Annotated in this window: 13 protein-coding genes and 2 pseudogenes; 10 read left to right on the top strand and 5 right to left on the bottom strand. The window is 38.1% G+C overall.

Features of this window, described 5'->3' with window-relative positions; translation table 11 throughout:
- Window positions 1-163: 163 nt before the first annotated feature.
- Window positions 164-1477 carry an Nramp family divalent metal transporter gene (locus tag LQ203_RS18605; protein WP_230160120.1) on the top strand — a complete coding sequence of 438 codons (1314 nt, stop codon included), beginning with the start codon at window positions 164-166 and terminating at the stop codon, window positions 1475-1477.
- Between the two features lie 101 nt (window positions 1478-1578).
- Window positions 1579-2556, top strand: a complete 978-nt coding sequence (locus LQ203_RS18600) for a D-glycerate dehydrogenase (protein WP_230160118.1) — start codon at window positions 1579-1581, stop codon at window positions 2554-2556.
- Between the two features lie 259 nt (window positions 2557-2815).
- Here the strand turns inward: LQ203_RS18600 and LQ203_RS18595 are convergent.
- Together LQ203_RS18595 and LQ203_RS18590 are read right to left on the bottom strand one after the other, a co-directional pair.
- Window positions 2816-2937 (bottom strand): annotated as a pseudogene (locus LQ203_RS18595) (aspartate ammonia-lyase); the annotation flags it as partial.
- A 28-nt stretch (window positions 2938-2965) separates the two neighbouring features.
- The gene (locus LQ203_RS18590) at window positions 2966-4237 is read right to left on the bottom strand and encodes a cation:dicarboxylase symporter family transporter (protein ID WP_230160116.1); all 1272 of its coding nucleotides are present in this window, start codon (window positions 4235-4237) and stop codon (window positions 2966-2968) included.
- Between the two features lie 206 nt (window positions 4238-4443).
- Between LQ203_RS18590 and LQ203_RS18585 the strand changes: the two genes are divergently transcribed.
- Complete coding sequence (locus LQ203_RS18585) at window positions 4444-5715, top strand: sensor histidine kinase (RefSeq protein WP_230160115.1); 1272 nt, start codon at window positions 4444-4446, stop codon at window positions 5713-5715.
- Window positions 5712-6632, top strand: coding sequence for a response regulator (locus LQ203_RS18580; RefSeq protein ID WP_230160112.1), 921 nt, complete (start codon window positions 5712-5714; stop codon window positions 6630-6632). Before LQ203_RS18585 ends, LQ203_RS18580 begins: the two co-directional genes overlap by 4 nt.
- A 168-nt stretch (window positions 6633-6800) precedes the next feature.
- Here the strand turns inward: LQ203_RS18580 and LQ203_RS18575 are convergent, their stop codons facing one another.
- The gene (locus LQ203_RS18575) at window positions 6801-7058 is read right to left on the bottom strand and encodes a zinc ribbon domain-containing protein (protein ID WP_230160110.1); all 258 of its coding nucleotides are present in this window, start codon (window positions 7056-7058) and stop codon (window positions 6801-6803) included.
- Between the two features lie 715 nt (window positions 7059-7773).
- On the opposite strand from LQ203_RS18575, the gene helD reads away from it, so the two are divergent.
- The 3 genes from helD (at window position 7774) to LQ203_RS18560 (ending at window position 13863) form a co-directional block, all read left to right on the top strand.
- On the top strand, window positions 7774-10113 hold the full coding sequence (gene helD / locus LQ203_RS18570) for an RNA polymerase recycling motor HelD (protein WP_230160108.1): 2340 nt from the start codon (window positions 7774-7776) through the stop codon (window positions 10111-10113).
- Window positions 10114-10293: 180 nt separating this feature from the next.
- Complete coding sequence (sspL, locus tag LQ203_RS18565) at window positions 10294-10428, top strand: small, acid-soluble spore protein L (RefSeq protein WP_063235229.1); 135 nt, start codon at window positions 10294-10296, stop codon at window positions 10426-10428.
- A 264-nt stretch (window positions 10429-10692) separates the two neighbouring features.
- Entirely contained in the window at window positions 10693-13863 is a 3171-nt protein-coding gene (locus LQ203_RS18560) for an ATP-binding cassette domain-containing protein (protein WP_230160106.1), read from the top strand.
- A 454-nt stretch (window positions 13864-14317) separates the two neighbouring features.
- Here the strand turns inward: LQ203_RS18560 and LQ203_RS18555 are convergent, their stop codons facing one another.
- Entirely contained in the window at window positions 14318-15589 is a 1272-nt protein-coding gene (locus LQ203_RS18555; RefSeq protein WP_230160104.1) for an ATP-binding protein, read from the bottom strand.
- Between the two features lie 282 nt (window positions 15590-15871).
- Here LQ203_RS18555 and LQ203_RS18550 point away from each other — a divergent pair, with 282 nt between their 5' ends.
- The 3 genes and pseudogenes from LQ203_RS18550 (at window position 15872) to LQ203_RS18540 (ending at window position 19043) form a co-directional block, all read left to right on the top strand.
- Entirely contained in the window at window positions 15872-16327 is a 456-nt protein-coding gene (locus LQ203_RS18550) for an SRPBCC family protein (RefSeq protein WP_230160102.1), read from the top strand.
- A gap of 759 nt (window positions 16328-17086) precedes the next feature.
- Entirely contained in the window at window positions 17087-18523 is a 1437-nt protein-coding gene (locus tag LQ203_RS18545; RefSeq protein WP_230160094.1) for a hypothetical protein, read from the top strand.
- 296 nt (window positions 18524-18819) lie between these two features.
- Window positions 18820-19043 (top strand): annotated as a pseudogene (locus tag LQ203_RS18540) (excalibur calcium-binding domain-containing protein).
- Window positions 19044-19171: 128 nt separating this feature from the next.
- On the opposite strand, the gene LQ203_RS18535 reads toward LQ203_RS18540, so the two are convergent.
- Entirely contained in the window at window positions 19172-20155 is a 984-nt protein-coding gene (locus LQ203_RS18535; protein ID WP_230160092.1) for an ornithine cyclodeaminase family protein, read from the bottom strand.
- Window positions 20156-20188: the final 33 nt, after the last annotated feature.

The following is a 20188-nucleotide window of genomic DNA, read 5'->3' as shown; positions in this document are numbered from 1 at the left end:
TGAAGCATGACAACATACTGCAGCACAAACTTTATGTGGATACAGGAATTCTATTGTCAGAAAGTTTCGTAATGAATTTCAATATGGGTAGTCTAGCGCTATCAAAGTATTTTTGCTCGAGAAATGAAAGCGAATACATACACTTTGGAATGGAGTGAATAACTTGAAAAATCAATCAAATCTTGCTGAATCTACTGTGATTGTTTCTGAGGTCGAAAGTAAGAAACCAAATTTCATCACAAAGTTTAAAACTGCCTATGGTCCAGGAATTCTTGCCGTGTTAACGTGGCTTGGAGCTGGGGATCTGGTTACTTCTTCTGTTGCCGGTGCAGATTATGGATATAGTTTAATGTGGATTTTAGCTCTGTCATTAATCCTTCGTTTTCTTATCGTTAATATTATTGCTCGGTTCCAGCTTTGTAACTCAGAGGGGCTAACCATCCTTGAAGGATATGGACGTATCCACCCATTTTTCGGTTACTTCATGTTTGGTTATGCATTAATCATGGGGCATCTTTTTAATGCGTATATGATTAAGGGAGCGGGAGAGGTATTATCGACCCTATTTCATGTTAATCAGTCATTCATAGCTTCAATGGTAGTTGTGGCATTAGTTTTTATGCTTATAGGCAGAAATATTTATACCAGAATTGAAAGTGTAATGAAATTGCTTTTGGCATTATTGACAATTGTCTTCTTGTACCTGGCCATTCAAGCAACTCCGGATGTGGGAGCAATTATTAAAGGGACAGTTGGTTTTAGCATTCCAAGTGATACTGGCGTCCATGGAGCATTATTGGTGGCGATTTCAATTATCGGAGCAGTGGCCGGATCTATATCGAATTTTGTTCATCCATATTTCATGAGGGAAAAGGGTTGGACGAAACCGAGTCACGTAAAGGTCCAAAGAAATGATTTACTGTTTGCCATCGGTGTTTGCATTGTTATTAATTTGGCCATTTGGGTTGTTGGCGCAGAAATTTTAAAACCGAATGGAATTCATGTGGAAACGATTGATGACTTGGCAATGGCATTGCAAATGTCGTTAGGACAACTTGGCTGGTACATTTTTTATCTTGGTGTATTTGGCGTATTGTTCGCAAGTATAGTAGGGAAGTCAACTGGTTTTCCAAGATTGATTGTAGATGCCTTTTACGTAATAAGTAAGGATCGACGCGAAAAGTACAAGGGTAAATATGAAAAAGATCCAATGTATAAATGGATTATGATTTTTGTATTAGTTACGCCGCTTATTTGGTCAATTCCCGGTATGCCTGGTTTCATTACATTGACAATTGGAGTAAGTGCATTAAACATAATCGGTTTTCCAATCATCGCAATTGGAATGCTAGTGCTATCAAATAAAAAAAGCTTGATGGGAGCATATAAAAATAATTGGTTCGAAAATATTGTTCTTACTTTAGCTTCAATATTAGCGGTTTGGTCCGCAGTTCAATTAACTATTACCTTTTTCTAAAATAATGGTAGATTATAGGTAGAGGTTATCAAACAACAAATGGCTTCTGTCGCGATTTGATCCCGATGGGGTCCTACTTTATTGGAAGTGAGGTATCAATGATGAAACCGAAAGTAATCGTCTATAAGAAAGTGGATCCAGAAGTGTTGGAATATATTCGAAGGACTTGTGATGTCGTTTATTTTGAAGGTCTTGACTCACAAAATTATTCTGAATTTCTTCAAGAGCTGAAGAACGCACAAGGTATATTAGGTTCAGGATTAAAAGTGGATAAAAGTTTACTGGATCAGGCACCGCAATTAAAAATCGTCTGTAATGCCTCAGTTGGTTACGACAATTTTGATGTAACAGAGTTGTCAAATCGAGGAATTATGGCTACGAACACTCCTGAGGTATTAAATGAGACAGTCGCAGATACGATTATGGGCTTGATATTATCTACAGCGAGAAGAATGCCTGAGTTGGATCAATTGGTTAAGTCAGGGCAATGGACATCTACTATCGGAGAAAAATCGTTTGGGTTGGACGTCCATCATAAAGTATTGGGAATTATCGGTATGGGTGGAATAGGATCTGCCGTTACAAAAAGGGCTCGTTTTGGATTCGATATGAACATCTTATATCACAACAGATCTAGAAATGAGGAAGCAGAGCAAAAGTATGGGGCTACATACTGTTCAATGGAAGATCTGTTAAAGCAGTCTGATTTTGTCTGCTTAATGACACCCCTTACTCCCCAAACTGAAAATATGATGGGGGAAAAAGAATTCAAGCTCATGAAAGAGAGCGCCATTTTTATCAATTGCTCAAGAGGGAAAACAGTTGATGAAGATGCCTTGGTCCATGCGCTGGCAACCGGGGAAATATACGCGGCAGGACTGGATGTCTTCGTACAAGAGCCTGTCAACGAAGACAATCCATTGCTTTCCATGAAGAATGTCGTTACCTTGCCTCATATCGGTTCCGCAACATCGGAAACCCGCTTGAAAATGGCGATGCTGGCCGCAACCAACCTTGTCGCCGGATTACAGGGAGAAATTCCACCTACCTTGATCAAAACTGGCGTAAGGGTAAAGTGATTTGTTAGACGGCATGAGAGAATAGTAGAATGAATGACGCTGGATAGCCTTAGGGTGGGGCTATCCATTTTTTAATCGCTGCTTATTCAGTTTTTACTCATCCTGCAGAACAAACAAGCCCTCTCTATAAAGGAGGGCTTTTATATCAATTCCGCAGACTTTTGTTATTCAACCACATCTGCCATTCAATCAAAATCGGAAATTACGATCTATCAAACAGTTCAGCCCCAGAAATACCTGGGTTTGTCATCTCGTAAGGATAGCCTGTAATCGGAAAGTTTTCGATGCACGCAATATTTGGATACCATAATATGCATGCACTGATACTTGTTTTGATCCTAAGAAATCTTTCTCAATACGTATGTTATGATTTATATGGATCGTTGCATCGTGTTTCCTCCTTTATAGTTTATGCTACGTCTGATTGTTTAATTGAATCAACGTAATGGTTTGCTTTTTCCTGGTCAAATTCCCCTTCCCACTTCGACATGACAATAGCCGCCAATGAGTTCCCCACGACATTAACCGCTGATCTTCCCATATCCAAAATCCGGTCGATACCGGCAATGAACGCAACACCTTCCACCGGCAGTCCCATAGAACCAAGTGTTGTTAAAATAACAACAAATGACGCACCCGGAACGCCAGCCATTCCTTTTGACGTTAACATCAATACTAGTAACAAAGTAATCTGTTGTGTAATGGATAGTTCAATACCATACATTTGTGCCACGAAAAGTGAAGCAAGTGCTTGGTAAATCGATGAGCCGTCTAGATTAAACGTATAGCCTGTTGGAATAACAAAAGAAGTAATGGATTTCGGGCAGCCAAACTTCTCCATTTTGTCCATAAGCCTTGGTAATACCGACTCTGAACTTGCTGTTGTAAATGCCAAAATCAGTTCATCCTTTAACACTTTCAGGATAACAAAAATGCTTGTCCCAGACATTTTCGCTATAATTCCAAGAATGACGAACACAAAGAATACCATCGTCACATAAACAGCAACTACTAGGTTCCCTAAAGGAATTAATGTTGCGATACCAAATTTAGCAACGGTTACACCAATGAGTGCAAACACACCAAAGGGGGCAAATTTCATGACTAGATTCGTCACCCAAAACATTACTTCCAACACACCTTCAAAGAATCCAAGGATAGGCTTTCCTTTTTCGCCTATCGCAGCCACACCTAAGCCGAATAGAACAGAAAAGAAGATAATCGGTAATAAATCCGCTTGAGCCATTGATTCAAATACATTTTGAGGAACAATATGAGAAATTGTTTCTCCAAAGCCACTACTTTCAGCCGCCTTTGTTGTTTCTTCATATTTTGAAATATCACTTTTTTCAAGATTGCTTGTATCTAAACCAGACCCTGGGTGGAACAAGTTTGCCGCCAGTAATCCAATAACAATGGCAATTGTGGTGACAATCTCAAAATAAAGAAGAGTCTTCCCGCCTAATTTTCCTAGTTTTTTAATATCGCCGACTCCCGCTATGGAGACTACTAATGCAGCCATGACGATCGGGATGACAATCATTTTAATTAAATGGATGAAAATATCGCCGATAGGTATCATGATGGCCATGGCTGTTTCATTACCATGGAATAAAGCACCGACAACGATACCTAGTACAAGTGCAACAAAAATCTGAGTAGCTAAGCCAAACTTTTTCATTTAAATTCCTCCTATGATAGTTGTTCCATTGTTAACGCTTTCAATTTTTAGATTATTTTAAGTTTATAATCATCCTACTGGAACCTACTGAAACCTACTGATACTTACAAGGGCCAGAAAAAATAATAATTTCAGTCAAAACGCTTCTCTCTTTTTTACCATTTCATGTGTTATGTTTTTAATATAGTGACTGGGGAGGGACCGTATTGAAAAAGAGTTTAAGGATATTACTATTGACTATGATTGCGGTGCCTCTTGCGGGTGAATTCAAGTTTTATCCATTCGACGATACATTCAGAGTCAGTTTGGGAACCCCTATCTTTTTCTTGTTTTTACTATGGGGGAGGGGGATCCACCCGATTATTGCAGGCATTTTAACGGGAATGAGTGTGTTTGTTTTTCGTTTTTCACTGGCTGTCGGAATACGGGACATATCTGTTGAGGAAGCGATGTATCTTCATGTTCCCGCCTTTTTCTATTACTTCATCTACGCGTTTGCATTTCTTAAAACGAAATTGAACGAGCGGCACGATCAGCCGTTTATGATCGGGCTTTTAGGGGTATTGATCGAGCTTTTTGCAAGTGTATCGGAAATGGCGATCCGTTCCTTCTTGGCGAATCAGGACACACCCTTGCTAGCCATTGACCAACTCGTTTTAATCGCCTTTATTCGAAGCTTTTTCGTTCTAGGCTTTTTTAATATATTAAAGCTGAGAGAAGCAAAATTTGCAGAAGCGGAGCAGCGCATGCAAAAGGAACAAATGCTGCTTTTCATTTCAAGTTTGTATGAGGAATCGGTTCAACTGAATAAAACGATGCAAAACGCGGAAGAAATCACCCGCACATGTTATGACTTTTACCGTCGGTTAAAATCAGAGGGGACTAATGGAAACGATGCGCAAACTGCGTTGCGGATTGCCGGTCTCGTGCATGAGATCAAAAAAGATAACCAACGGATTTATGCGGGGCTGTCGGAACTCATGTCTTCCAAAAACCTGCAGGAATATATGAATATCGAAGAGCTTGGTAACATCATGATCGTGTCCAATAGACGATATGCAGATTCCCTTTGCAAAGATATTTCATTTTCCTTGCATATAGATGGTGACCATCCGCCCTACCATGTATATATGGTATTATCATTAATAAATAATTTATTGGCCAATGCAGTGGAAGCCATTAAAGAAGAGGGATACGTATCACTGCATGTGAAAAGGAAAGATCAATTCGTGGAGTTTTGCATCAGTGACAATGGGCCTGGCATTGCACCGAAGCAGAAGGAAGTCATTTTTACAGCAGGATATACAAAGAAATTCGATGAGGCGGGAAACCCTTCGACGGGAATTGGTTTATCGTATGTGAAACAAACTGTTGAAAAATTTGGAGGACAAATCAGGCTAATGGATAACTATAAAGAAACCGTATTCATCGTAGAACTTCCGATTGATGCGATTATGGGGAAAGGGTTAATGAGATGAATTATTTCATTATAGATGACGATCCTGCCATTCGAGGAATGCTGACAGAGATAATTGAAGACGAAGATTTAGGCAAAGTGGTGGGAGAAGCAGAAGATGGAACGTTAGTGAATAATGGCTTACTGTTTTTAAAAAAAGCAGACGTTGTCCTAATTGATTTACTCATGCCAATTAGGGACGGAATTGAAACGATCAGGGCTCTTGCTGATGGATTTCAAGGCAAGTTTGTGATGATTTCGCAAGTGGAATCGAAAGAACTGATTGGAGAGGCGTATAGATTAGGAGCGGAATACTACATTACAAAACCGCTGAACCAAGTTGAAATTTCATGCATATTAAACAAAGTGAACGAGCGAATACTGGTGGATCAATCGATTCAGGGCATTCAAAAATCGTTGAACGTGTTTACGGGCCGTCCGAAGTCTCCGAAAGTGTCCTCCTTTCATACAAAAAATATTATGGAAGCCGGACGTTCCTTAATTTCCGATTTAGGTATGATTGGCGAAGGGGGAAGCGAGGATTTACTAAACATTTTAGGATTCCTCCAAAATGAAAAGCAAAGACTAGGTTCCGCCTACACGTTTCCATATTTAAAGGAAATTTTTGCTGGGATTGCTGCTGAAAAGCTGGGGGATCAAGCGAAAGAGGCCGAAGTCCAGAAAGAAATGAAAGCTTCTGAGCAGCGTGTCCGTCGCGCTCTTAACCAGGCCCTCATCCATATCGCTTCATTAGGATTGACGGATTATATGAATCCAAAATTCGAAGCCTATTCATCCACATTTTTTGATTTCTCGGAAGTCCGCAAAAAAATGTTGGAGCTAGAAGACAAGAGCAAAAAAGTAAGCAGCCAGAGCCGTAATAACATGAAAAAGTTTATCCAAGTGCTGTTTATGGAAGCAAGACAGATGATGAAATAATAAACCAGAAACACAAGTAAAATAGATTGAAAATTCACAAAAAAATTCATATTTTTCATGGAAGAAACATAAAGACAAATCCGTTTATCTGGATTTGTCTTTATCGCTTTTTTCTTCGTATTTTTTATGAACAGTATGACAAAGTTCATTCGCTTTCTAATATTTTGATTAATTCCATCGCTCTAACTTTGGGATTCCTCTAGTAAAAAGCTTAGCAATAAATTTAGGCATCTTCATATTTTCTATCATATGATTTTGAACAAATTTTTGCATTTCTATCGCAGTAATATCTTGAGTGAATTCACCATTTATATAACAATGACTACAATATTTAGTGCTTTTACTACCATCTTTTTCAGTTCCTCCACCTAATTCATCTTTAGAAAGAGGCATTCCGCAACTCTGACATGTTTTATATTGTTTCATTATAAATTCCTCCTACAAAAGGTTTTAATCTAAAAATAAAGTTATTTTGAGTAGAACTCGTTGAAGTTTGAGACAAGCCTTACATAGTATATTTCAATAAGCAAAATCATGAACGGTGATGGCACTCTACTATTAAAGAACTTTAGTATATTTTAAACAACTTCATTATTTATTAATACCTATATTGTCGTGTACCCATATGAAAAGGTCCAATATTCCTCTGTATCTCTTCATTTACTCTATCCAAGAGCCCTATGTATATGAAATTGTGGACAAATTCATCAGGCAAGCCTTTATTTAAGGATTTCAAAGAAGCACTCATTTTATAAATTATTAGGAATTATCGGTATGGGTGGAATAGGATCTGCCGTTATGTCAGGGGATACTACGAGTCGCCTTTGATGAGGGTGTCGCCGCTACCATGAAATCATTGACCAGCGAAGCAATGAGGCTTTCAAATATGTATATAGTCATAAAAATAACCAGTCAAGCTACTTGCTTAACTGGTTACTGTACATGTTAAATTAAAGTGTAAAACGACGATTTATTATGGCAACTGATGTGAAATATACATTGATATAATTCAGAAATTGTGATAAATTAGTATAGAAACACATTTATCAATATACAAAATCAGTTTACCCCTTACTATAAGTATAAGGTAAAACTCACCTCTAGTCAACCCCTATTTTTATTTTTTGAAGGAGTGTCTGATATGAATAATGAAATTCGGCATGAGCAAGAACGTTTGGATGAGGTGATAGAAACAATTACGAAGCAAATCAGCAAAATAGAAGGAGAGACTTTACAGCGTAGAAAAGAAGTTGTTAATATCCGGAAACACTTTTGGGATGACCTCAAGGTTAATGTGGATACTTTCGATGATTACCTCGAGACGATCATTGGCTTAAGGCAACAGGCCCAAGACTTGTCACAAAGCGAAGGTGCACATAGATATTCCTTCAAGAGGTTGTCAACACTGCGCCGTATGCAGGGGGCACCTTATTTCGGCCGGATTGATTTAACTGAAGAAGGGGCTTCCCTTACGGAACATATTTATATTGGGACCGCCACCCTTACTGATACAACAGGAGAAAACTTCATTGTCTACGATTGGAGGGCTCCGATTTCGAGTGTTTATTATGACTATCCTCCCGGTCCCGTAGAATACTCTACTCCCGGAGGCGCAATTCGGGGGATGCTGGAGAATAAGTGGCAATATATCATCAAGGGAGGCGTTATCGACTCAATGTTCGATACGAGTCTCACCATTGGAGATGAGATACTGCAGCAGGTGCTTGGTAAGGGGACGGATAAGCATATGCACAGTATTGTGTCCACCATTCAACGGGAGCAAAATAGAATCATCCGGAACGATCGCGGACGTCTGCTCATTGTTCAAGGAGCCGCTGGCAGTGGCAAGACATCAGCTGCCCTCCAACGGATCGCTTACTTGCTTTATAAGTATCGAGATAGGATTAAGGCCGATCAAATCATTCTATTCTCACCTAACTCAATGTTTAATAATTACGTATCCAATGTACTACCCGAACTTGGCGAAGAGAATATGCAGCAGGTAACATTCCAGGAATATTTGGACCATCGTCTGGCTGACTCATTTCAAGTTGAGGACCCTTATGAGCAATTAGAATTTTTGTTGACTGGAGCGGATGATCCTTCCTATAGCACTAGGACAGCGAGTATCCGATTTAAGGCTTCAATTCGCTTCTTTGAGATAATCAAAACATACAGTCAATCACTGGAATCATCTGGAATGATCTTTAGAGGGTTCAAGTTCCGAGGGGAAACGCTCGTCTCCGCCAAACAAATCTCAGAAAGATTTTATAACAGAGACACCACACTAAGATTTCACAATAGGATTGAAAAGTTGAAAGAATGGTTATGTGAGTTACTTGATGAAAGGGAAAAGTTTGAGTTGAAACAACCTTGGGTCCAGGAGGAAATCGAGTATCTTAGCAAAGAAGACTATCAAAAGGTATATACCTACTTAGAGAAAAAACGCGGCGTTAATGAAGATTCCTTTGACGATTATGAGATGGAGAATAAAATGCTCGCGCGTATGATTGTTCGTAAGAAATTGAAGACGTTACGCAAACGGATAAAAGCATTTCATTTTATCAACATTAAGGGAATATACAAGCAACTTTTTGACGAACAGATACGGATCGAACTGTGGAATGAGGGGAAAACACCTATCGAAAGGGAAATTTGCTTATCAACGCAAAAAATGCTGGACGAAGGTAAACTGCATTACGAAGACGCGACTCCATTTTTGCTACTGAAGGAGCTAATTCTAGGATTTCAGACGAATACCTCTATAAAATACGTGCTTGTAGACGAAGCACAGGATTATTCTCCATTTCAATTCGAGTTTTTGAAACGGTTATTTCCATCTGCAAGGATGACCGTGCTCGGTGACTTTAACCAGGCAATATTTGCGCATGCCAGTGAACGGGTGGATTTCCAGACTCTTACCAGTTTATACGGGATAAGTGAAACCGAGAGTATAACCTTGGATCAAAGCTACAGATCCACAAAACAGATTATAGAATTTACACGGGAACTAGTTCCTGAAGGCCATCGAATTAAGGCATTCGACCGTGAAGGTGAGAAGCCTGTACTGACTCAAGTAACTAGCCGTGATGAGTTGCACCACAAAATCGTGTCTAAAGTCAAAGACTTTCAAAGTCGTGCGTATAATACCATCGCAATCATATGTAAATCTGCTGCCGAAAGTGCCGCTGCATACGATGCACTTAGTGCCCACGGTACATTTAAACTCGTACAGAAAGGCACAAATGAATATGAACAGGGTGTTATTGTTATACCAGCTTATTTGGCAAAAGGCATCGAATTTGATGCTGTCATCATTTATGATGCATCTGTGCAAGCATACGGTGATGAGAACTTACGAAGATTGTTCTACACCGCATGTACCCGGGCTATGCATGACTTACAGATTTATACGGTTGGCGAACCCAGTCCTTTCTTGCTTAACGATGAAACGAAGAGTTTACTTCTGACCCTAGATTGACAAAGAGGACCCGAATATGGAAAACAGCTTTTTGAAACTTGTGTAGACTTTAGTTCTATGCAGGTTTTTTATTGGGGTAATCTTAATAAGTTCTTGATCGCAGGCAGAAGTTCACAGAAAGAAAGGACCTCCATTTTAATTTAGAACAGTTCGGACATAATATACTTGGAGGTGAAGGAAATGAGTAAAAAGACAGCAGGAAGAGGCCGCATCGCACCAAGTGTTAACCCGCAGGGACATGGAAAAGATGTCGAATTCTCCACTGAGCCCAAAAGCGAGCTTGAAAACAAGGCAAAAAAGTCCAATACAAAATAAACGTACTTAGCAAAGAAAGCCCTTCTCTTAATCGAGAGGGGCTTTTAAAAAGTAAAATTCTAGACTAACTGTGTCAGGGAAGTACTTGGTACTTTTTTTGCGTAACCATGTCACTCCTCGTTTTTTGTCGATGAGTCATAGGTTTTTGAAGCCATGGAATGTGTAAGAATAGAAGGATGAAGCTACCGTTAAAAAAATACCAAATACATTTGTCGCTATGCTAATATGAAAGACTGAGCATTATAAAATGGAGAGGAGTTACATATGAAAATAAATCGATTAATAGCGAACAATATAAACCATTTAGATTCTTCATTACCAGACGACCAATCATTAGGAATTGCTGGATTATCCGGTTCCGGGAAGACGACGTTTTGCCAAGCCATTGGGGAAGAATCCAAGAAGCGTCTCGTTTCCTTATTGCCGAAGTCTGAATATCAGTATTTATTTCCTAATATTATGGAAACCAACTTCAGCGCCATCAAGATGGAAGAAATGCCGCTCGTCCTTTTTCTCGGCAAATCATCCATTTCAGCCAATCCCCGTTCGACCATTGGCACACATACTGGTGTGTTTAAAGAGATTCGTGTTTGTCTTGCTGAAAAATTCAATCTTTCTCCGGAAGTTTTTTCCTTTAATAATGCCTTAGGCTGGTGCCCCACTTGTAAAGGACGCGGTACGACGAAAAATATCGAATGTCCAAAGTGTGAGGGGAAACGCTACAGTCAAGAAGTCGAGCAATATACGATTGAATTATTAGATCGCCCGCATACTATTTCCGATATTAACAACTTAAGCATTGAAACGATCCTTTCACTTGCAGAAACATTACATATTAGTGAAGCTAAACAGCATATTCTCCAGAATATAATCAATATGAATATTGGTTATTTAAGCATCAACCGTATTATGGGGACAGTGTCAGGGGGAGAATTAACACGGCTTTACTTGGCCGAATTTATGGCAACAAGTGAAAATACCGTGATTATCATTGATGAAATCTCCGTCGGTCTTGATCATCAAACCCTATTGAAAATTTTGGAACAGATTAAGCAATTAGGATATAAGAATCAAATTTGGCTCATTGATCACTCAGACACGGTGTTAGATAGCACAAATGAACAATTGTTCTTTGGACCTGGCAGCGGGAAATATGGCGGGAAAATTGTTGAGGAATCACCACGTCCGAAACCAATCGCCTGGGAACGAAATGAAGCAGCGCCAACGGAATACTATCAATTTCAGGATCTTTACTGCCGTAATATTCAAATGGAAGAAATTCAGATTCCCAAGAATAGGCTCGTTACCTTTACGGGTGAGTCAGGTTGCGGTAAATCTACACTTGTCAATGAATGTATCTCTAAAGATTTTCAGAAGCGGTATCCTAAGGATAAACTGGTCATGGTCGGGCAGGATCGAAACAAATCGATTACCAGTCGATCAACCGTTGCGACATTTCTTGATATTAAAAAGAAACTAACCAAATACAGTGATGAAATTGATGATATTTTTCTGCGTTCGATCGAAGATATCATCGAAGAATTGCCAAATGAAGACATCGCTCATAAACGCTTGAGCTTATTGATCAAACTTGGGCTTGGTTATTTGACATTGGAAAGAAAAACACAAACACTATCGACGGGTGAATTTCAATGTGTCCACTTAGTTTCCGAGCTTTTCGCGAAGACAAGAAACCCGCATACGCTGTTCATTTTTGACGAGCCTTCAAAAGGGTTATCGCAAAATATATTAAACCAATTCATCGATAGTGTCAGGGTCATCCTGGATGATGAATCCGTCTCCATCATCATGATTGAACATAATGGTTATATGCTGGATAGCTCGGATTATATCGTTGATTTTGGTAAACGACAGCTAACACCTGTCCAACATCTTGACGTTGTCAGTCATGATGATCATTTTCGACACAATAACAGTGAAGATCAAGTGGAACCATTGCAAATCACTTCTACACTCCGTTCAAAAAATGGCATCAATTATTTACATCAAAATCATCTGGACTATTTCAAAAAGGCAGAGAACGTCTATAAGGGCGGCATTTTAAAAAGCCTATCACCAATTGCTCGTGTAATTTATGGTGAATACGAATCAGACACGATTGCACCTGTGATCGCCATCGATCTTGAACGGCACTTGTACAGTCAATATACGTTTCTTTATGAATTGGGCGGAATGATCAACCATATAGTGGCTGCACATCCAACCAATAAAGATACAAGAAGCTTCGATTTCTATTCTGCAGAAAATCATTGTCCAAGCTGTTCGGGCCGCAGGGTCATTGAAAAATTTGACTTTGATGTCGTCATTCAAGACAAAAACGTGCCATTCTGGGATGGCTTATTACATCCAGACGTGATGGAAGTACTAAAATATTATCAACATTCAAAACTGCAATTCCTGTTTGATGAGATCAAGAATGAACTCGGTCACGACATTAGTAAAAGCTATAATGAGATGACAGATGCCGAAAAGCAGACCTTCTTATATGGGTATTGGGAAAAGTCCTTTTACGATAAAGCAGGCAAGGCATCAAGAACATGGGAAGGATTCAATTTCATCATTGGACGTTATATGTTCATATCGAAATCGATCATTAAAGAGCAGATGAAAGCATCAAAAGAGATGATCGCCTGTCCTGTCTGTCAAGGAACGATCCTCAAGCATCATAAAAAACTGACATTTGGTGATACAGACATTCGCGAGATCATCCAACAGCCGATTGATCAAGTCATCAAAATTGTTGGGAAGCTTCCAGAACTGGAAAAACTAAAAGCGATTGTGGGCGGCGATATCGCACTTACGGATGATGTCTCATTCCTTCCGCGGGAAACAAAAGCAGCTTTGAAAATGCTCGAACTGGAACTAGCAAGCTTCGTTGGCTATGAAGTGGTTTTACAAAATACCCTGCCATTTTGGGACAGCATTAAAGGCAATATCGAAGCAATCAGCAGCAAAAACCAGATCACCATCTGTGACTTTGCCAATATTAACGAAACAAGAGAAACCATTATTGATAAATATTTCACCAATGGCAAATACAAAAAACTAACCTATGTCTATGAAGCATTTGGCTACAAAAAAATCGTTACCCAAATCAATAAAATAAAAGCAAGTCATAAATGTCCATTCTGTAATGGGAAGAAAGTCATTTCAGAAGATAACATCCATGACGGTGTGTATAAATTAACGATACCCTGTGTGAGTTGTCATGCTAGTGGCATTGATGATGAAGGTCGTAAAGCAATCGTCGAGGGCATCGACGTGCAAACCTGGCTGACAGGGAAAGTAAGGGATGTTGTGGCAGAAGGAGAACATACCGAGGCCGTTGCCGATATTCCGATTTTTGCTCGGGTTCGTGAGCTGAATAAACGAGATATGATGGCGGTTTATCAATGCCTTGAAGAGACAAAATAAAAAATGACAGTACTCCATTGAAAAAAGTCCGCCGATAATGGCGGACTTCTGTTTGTATACAAAAGGGGTTCAGAGTCCGAATAGTGAGGTGAAGGTCGAACCTGACCGGTTGTATATAGTGCCTCAATGTGCAGGGTAGGTCGAATACCGTGCGTGAACGGCTGAGTAAAGTGTGGTTTAGGTGAATAAAGTGCTCCGGTCTTTATGGTTATTTACTGTAATCCTCATAGGATGGAAGAAATTTGCGACACGCCGAATTACTGGCTAGCCGAGACACCACAGGCGCTTGCGCCGAGGAGGCTTGGCAGACAGTCGGCGGAAAGGGAGCGGATTTCTGAAATCAACTGAATTTTTAAAATAAAAAACTGCAGGCAAACTGAGTTTTCATCGAGTTTGTATACAGCCTGAAAGTCCGCCGATAATGGCGGACTTTTTTTATATGAGGCGTTAATCTTCATTTATTTACAGAATAGTCTTCTTGATAAATGGGAAGTGTTACTGAAATCGTTGTTCCCTTATTCAAAAGGCTATTTATATGAAGTGTACCATTCATCGTTTGGATGGTCTTGACAGCTACCATTGATCCCAACCCTGTTCCTTTTTCTTTAGAACTGTAATAAGGTTCGCCAAAACGATTTATTTGTTCTTTGTTCATGCCTACTCCATTGTCACTTATTTCGATAATGATGTCGAAATTATTTATATAGGAAACGACACTAAGCTCCCCGCCGTTTGGCATAGCCTCTATACCATTTTTAATTAGGTTTAGGAAGCATTGCTTGAAATGTTGAATATTCCCCCGGGTAATGTCTGGAGTTAACTGTTCTGATATAGTAACTAAATTCATGCTAGCTAATGGTTTTATCATTTCAATTACATATCCTATTTCACGGTTAATTAAAATAGTATCCACTTTTTCGATTGCAGGTTTTGCAAATGCTAAGTATTCACTAATAATGGATTCTGCACTATTAAGCTCCCTAACAACATGCTCTATATATTGTTCTTTTACTTCCTGAGTTAGATCAGGAGTCTTTAGCAGTTGAACAAATCCTTTCACAACAGTTAAAGGATTTCTAACTTCATGTGAAATGCTTGCTGCAAGCTGACTGACTACCTCCATTTTTTCAAGCCTTATCATTTGTGTCCGGATTAATATGGCATCTTTTAAAATTTCCATGATATATACAGCTAAAGCAATAATGAAAGGAGGGAGGATAATAAAGTAAAATACATACGCCTCCGTTATTCGAAAATAATCAGACATAGCGAGTGAAATAAAGCTGGTTAGTATTCCTAGAAACAAAATTAATAGTATGGAGCTATTTAGCTTATTTTTTCTATTAAAATTTTTGAATTTGGAAGAAAATAGAGCCGTTATAATAAAGATAACGATATATACAATTAACGTAAGTAAATTGAAACCATAAAAAGCAAACCTAAAAGTTAATATGATGACTAACAGGGCAGCCCCTACAGGCCAGCCACCATAAAGGGTCCCTATAATAAAAGGGATTTGCCTGAGATCATGGACACAATATTCATCTATATAAATAGGAAACTTCATACATAATATAATAGGAATGCTCATGCATGCAGTGATAAGGGTCTTGCCATACTGACTTAACCTTTTGCCATGATCTAATAAAATGTAATAAATCAAAATACTTACTAAAATATAAAAGAGATTATCTAAAATGTTTTGATTAATATAAATAAAATTCATTGGGATTCTCCTGAATAAGTAACCGTTTGGTTTATTATACAAGAATAGCACTAAAAAAGAGAGTCTTAATAAAGTAATTTTTTTACAGAAGGGCATTTAAATTCAAAAAAAGTGTTGTTTCTAAATGCCTCTAGGTACTCCACTCGTAGCGCTTGAAAGGCGTTATACTTTTCATAATCATTTCCCATAATCCTTAATGATTCAAAATGACCAATGATTTGTTCGTGGAAAATTTGGTTTTACATAATAAAGGAAATATAATGTAGGTAGAGGTGATTTTCATTGAAAAAATGGACAAAAGAAATAGAAATAAACGCTCCAATTGAACAGGTTTGGAAGTTTTTTGATGGTTCTTTAGAAAATATGCAACAAATCATGCCTCAAGTAGTTGAACAAAAGCCCGTTAAAATAACGGAAGAAGTGGTTGGGAGTGTATATCGCCAAAAGTATAGAGAAGGAAAACGAACAGAAGAGTATGATATAGAAACATTGGAATATTTGAATGAAACTAATGAGAAAAAGCTAAAGGTGGGCTTTATACTTGCTAAAATGTTTGAAATTACCGCTTTTTATGAACTGAATAAAATCAATGACAATAAGACTTCCTTTACATATACAGTCACCAGTCGCCCGTTAAAGTGGTATTTGAAGTTACTTTTATTATTTGCTACCGATAAAGTGGTCGTTGAGTTTTTAGAACGTGTCAAAAAGGTAGCTGAAGAAGAAACAAGTAGGTAATGATTTGAATAAACCAGAACAATCTTCCGCAAATGGGGGCAGAGTGTGGAGGAACACAGATAGAAAATGATCCATCTTTTTTCAAGATGGATCATTTTTGATTTGTAGTGTATTAAGCTTTCAAACCTTGGCACCTCTGGTGTCAGGTTTTTTTTGTGGGGAAAAAGGTATCACATGAAAGGTTAACAGGTTCATCTCTTTTTTACCCCTCTTGCTAATTTATTTGAGTAATCATAAAAATTCTAAATTGTTATAACTTTTTTCGGTGAATCACAGAAACGAAGGAGAAACGATTCCATATGTGATAATCCTGATTTCAATTTTGGGATCTTTTAATCTGAAATTTTAGCTATTATACCCATTATAGGGATAAAAATTAAAGATGGGGGAGAAGAAAATGAAAAAAAGTTGATGATTGTAGGTAGTTTATGTGTTTTATTGAGTTAATTTGAATGCTGTATTTGCCGGGACAAATATAAGTAATGATGTAAAGGAAAGTATAGGAAGTATATGGAAATATAGGTGGTTGCCTATGTATTTACTCGAGGAACTTGAAGGTATTGACACCTTTTAAGAGAACCAACATGAAGTAGTGTTTGATGGACTTATAGATCAATTAGGATTAGTTGTTAGCACCCCAATCCTAAGCAAATTCCTCCGAACCGTTTCATTAATGACCAAATATACAAGAAATACAATTTGTGTAACTGTATACATAATTTGTATGTTAATATTTAATTAGAATAGGGAGGGTTTATTTTGAGTAAAACAAAAAAAATATTAAGAGGTAGTTTGGTTGTAATTTTGTCTTTGCTATTATTCTTTAGTAGTTACTCTGTTAATTTTTTTGCCAAAGCTAATGAAATGAAAGAAACCACGAATGATTCATCGGAAGAAAAGAATATGGTTATTATTGCTGATGATGAAATAAGCACAGAAGAAACCATTAATACTGTTGTTGAAGAAAATAATGACCCGGAGTTTGAAGATATTCAAGATAAAGTTGATAATAATGAATTGAACGTTAGTGTTGTTTCCCCCGAAAATAATCAAGATCTTGAGAAATCAAATTCTATTGCAGCTGATGCCGCTGTTGTTGAAGGAAATAAATCATATAAAGATTTTTTGAAAGCTGAATTAGAAGATGGTAAAAGAGTATTTCTTTACGGTGATGTTCAAGCAGAGGAATATAAAGAAATCTTAGATTTAAATAAACTTACTGTTAAAGAAAATGATGGACAGTTAGAATTTGGTTTGAGCGAAGAAGAATTGAATGAAAAAGCAATTGAAAATGGTAAAGAATTCGTTGACGAAAGTGCTGATGCATCTAATGATTCTGAACCTTCAGACGATGAAGCGAATGAAAAAGGTTCTCTTGATGCTGCTGATTCTGAATTTACAAGTCATGTTATAGGGTATACAATAGACAAAAGTCAAGAACTTCAGTTTGTAGATGTTTCTATTAATAATTTTGATGAAAATGGTAATTCAATTCCCAACACAAATGAAATGGTGTTACAAGAGGTTATAAATACTCAGTCAGAGATTATTGATACTGAAAATGAAATTAATCAAGAACAAAATACAACTGATTCTTTTACTTTTATTACTGATAATAAAGTAAAAGCAGAAAGTGTAAGAGTTAAAAATAAATATAGCTTGGTAGAAAAAGGATATCGCCTTGGCCTTTTGGTTGCTAGAATGGATACAGATTGGCACTTGTACAAGCAAAATAGCGAAAAGAGTAAAAAATATGATTATTTCACTTTAAAACCTGTAACTCAAGTCACAAGTTATAAAGGAATATGGGCTAGATCTATTTATACGGATATAGATATACCAGCAGCTTCAGATCAATTAGACGATTGGGGTCCTATGGGAGACAGAGGGACGTCTTCAATTTCCTTGTCACTAGGATATCCATTTTCAGTAGGGATTTCCATGAATTTCGGTGAAAATCTAAAAATTGATGATCGATCTAGTTTGGCATATGATTATGCTAGATGGCAGTTAAATGATGGAGCAACGGATTTAAATAGAAATATAAGTGGAAAAACTTTTAACCCTGCAGCTGGTTGGGCTTCAACAGGAACATATGCTAGAGCTGGATTAACTGTTGTAGGTAAATTTGATAATTATATAACTCTAACTACTAAATCGGATGTAAGTTATGATTATTCAAAAGCCACATACTAAAGAGAGGTAATAAGTTTTCATGAATACAACTTTTAAAATAATTCTTTTAATATTACTGAGCATTTTAATAGTGGTTCAAATATTTATGACGAAAGCAGTATTTGATGTTGTCGACCAACTGACAAATATTTCTCAGACATTACCTGGTATATTGGACCGATAAAGTTTTCAAGAAAACGACACTGCCATTTTAATTGGTAGTGTTTTTTGTTTAGAGGGTAGTCGTAATTGTGAAAAAAAGTAATTTTAATATTATGAAATGTTTTTAAACTTATTTACTATCTTTAGGACTAGTTCTGGGTCTCTCACTAGGAGAAAATGATGTGGCAGGTGCCAAAACAAAAGTGAAAACTTAAAACTGTACTGCATTAAATAAAGATTATAAAGGAGGCGTAGCTCGTTCATCTTCCGTTAAAAATAAAGGAGGAAAAACGAAATACAAGCCCCGTGTTTCAAAGTCACTATATGATGCCAATAAAATAAGCGACCGTGATAAAGACTGATCGCTTGTGAAAGATAAGGATTATTCAAAAGACCCTTCCTAAAGAAGGGTCTCTTTTTTTAAAGATGAAATGTTACTGCAAGCTTGAACGTCGCTTGTTTCGGGTTGTTATTACATTCAGCGATAGCAAAATGTATGGGCTTCTGTTATACCTCAATCTCCATCCCGATGTTCCGTTCTTTCGATTGGCAGTAAACACCTTTTGCCACGGCGAGGTCAAAGTAAGCAGCACCGACTGATTTAAAGAAGGTAATTTCCTCTTCATTTTCCCTGCCTGTTTTGGTCAGCATTACAAGTTCATAAAGCTCCCCATGAATATCATTAAACGACCAATTTCCCTGATTGGCTGCATGAATGAGTTCTCCTGCTTCATCCTTCACACCCGCCAAATCGTCGACGATAATTTTAGCAGCGCGTGATACCGTGGTATGATCCACTTCTTTCATATGCGGCAAATAAGACCCGACCCCGTTAATGTGTGTGCCCGGCTTTAAATCCAGCCCGTTAAATACAGGCTCGTTCGAGCGGGTTGCACAGCAAATAATATCTGCTTGACGAACAGCTGCTGAAACATCTTCGAAAACTTCAAAAGGAACGGTTACTCCGAATGCCCGCAGCTTTTCACCGAATTTCTCCGCTGTCTCTGGTGTACGATTTACTAATAAAATACGCTCAATGTCCCTTACGGCTAACACACCAATTGCTTGTTCAAATCCCATAGCTCCTGTTCCGATAATCGTGAGTACCCGGGCGTCTTTACGAGCAAGAAAGTCTGTGGCAATGCCGCTCAATGCCCCCGTTCTGAGACGTGTTAAATAGGAGGCATTCAACAATGCTAAATGTTCGCCATTTTCTGCATCTGACAGCAAGATGACTCCTTGGGTTGTTGCCATTCCCCTTGAAGGATTCTTTGGAAAAATGGTAACAACTTTGACCGCCGAAACTTCTTCTGATAAATCAGCGCTTGGCATGTAAAGTGCTGATGCCTCGTGTTGAGGGAAAGCAAGAACTGTGCGATGAGGGTTGTCTATTCTTCTAGCACCATGTGCACGTAATACGGCCTTTACATCCGAAATTGCGTCCTTCATTTCATATGATTGTTGAATTTCCTTCTCACTTATAATTAACATTCAATTGTCCTCCTTGAAGTAAGAGAACCATAG

This window comes from Peribacillus sp. Bi96, from assembly GCF_918698115.1.
In the GTDB taxonomy this organism is placed as follows: domain Bacteria; phylum Bacillota; class Bacilli; order Bacillales; family DSM-1321; genus Peribacillus.
Note: the sequence above shows the minus strand (reverse complement) of the source record. Positions and strands in the feature narration are given on the sequence as shown.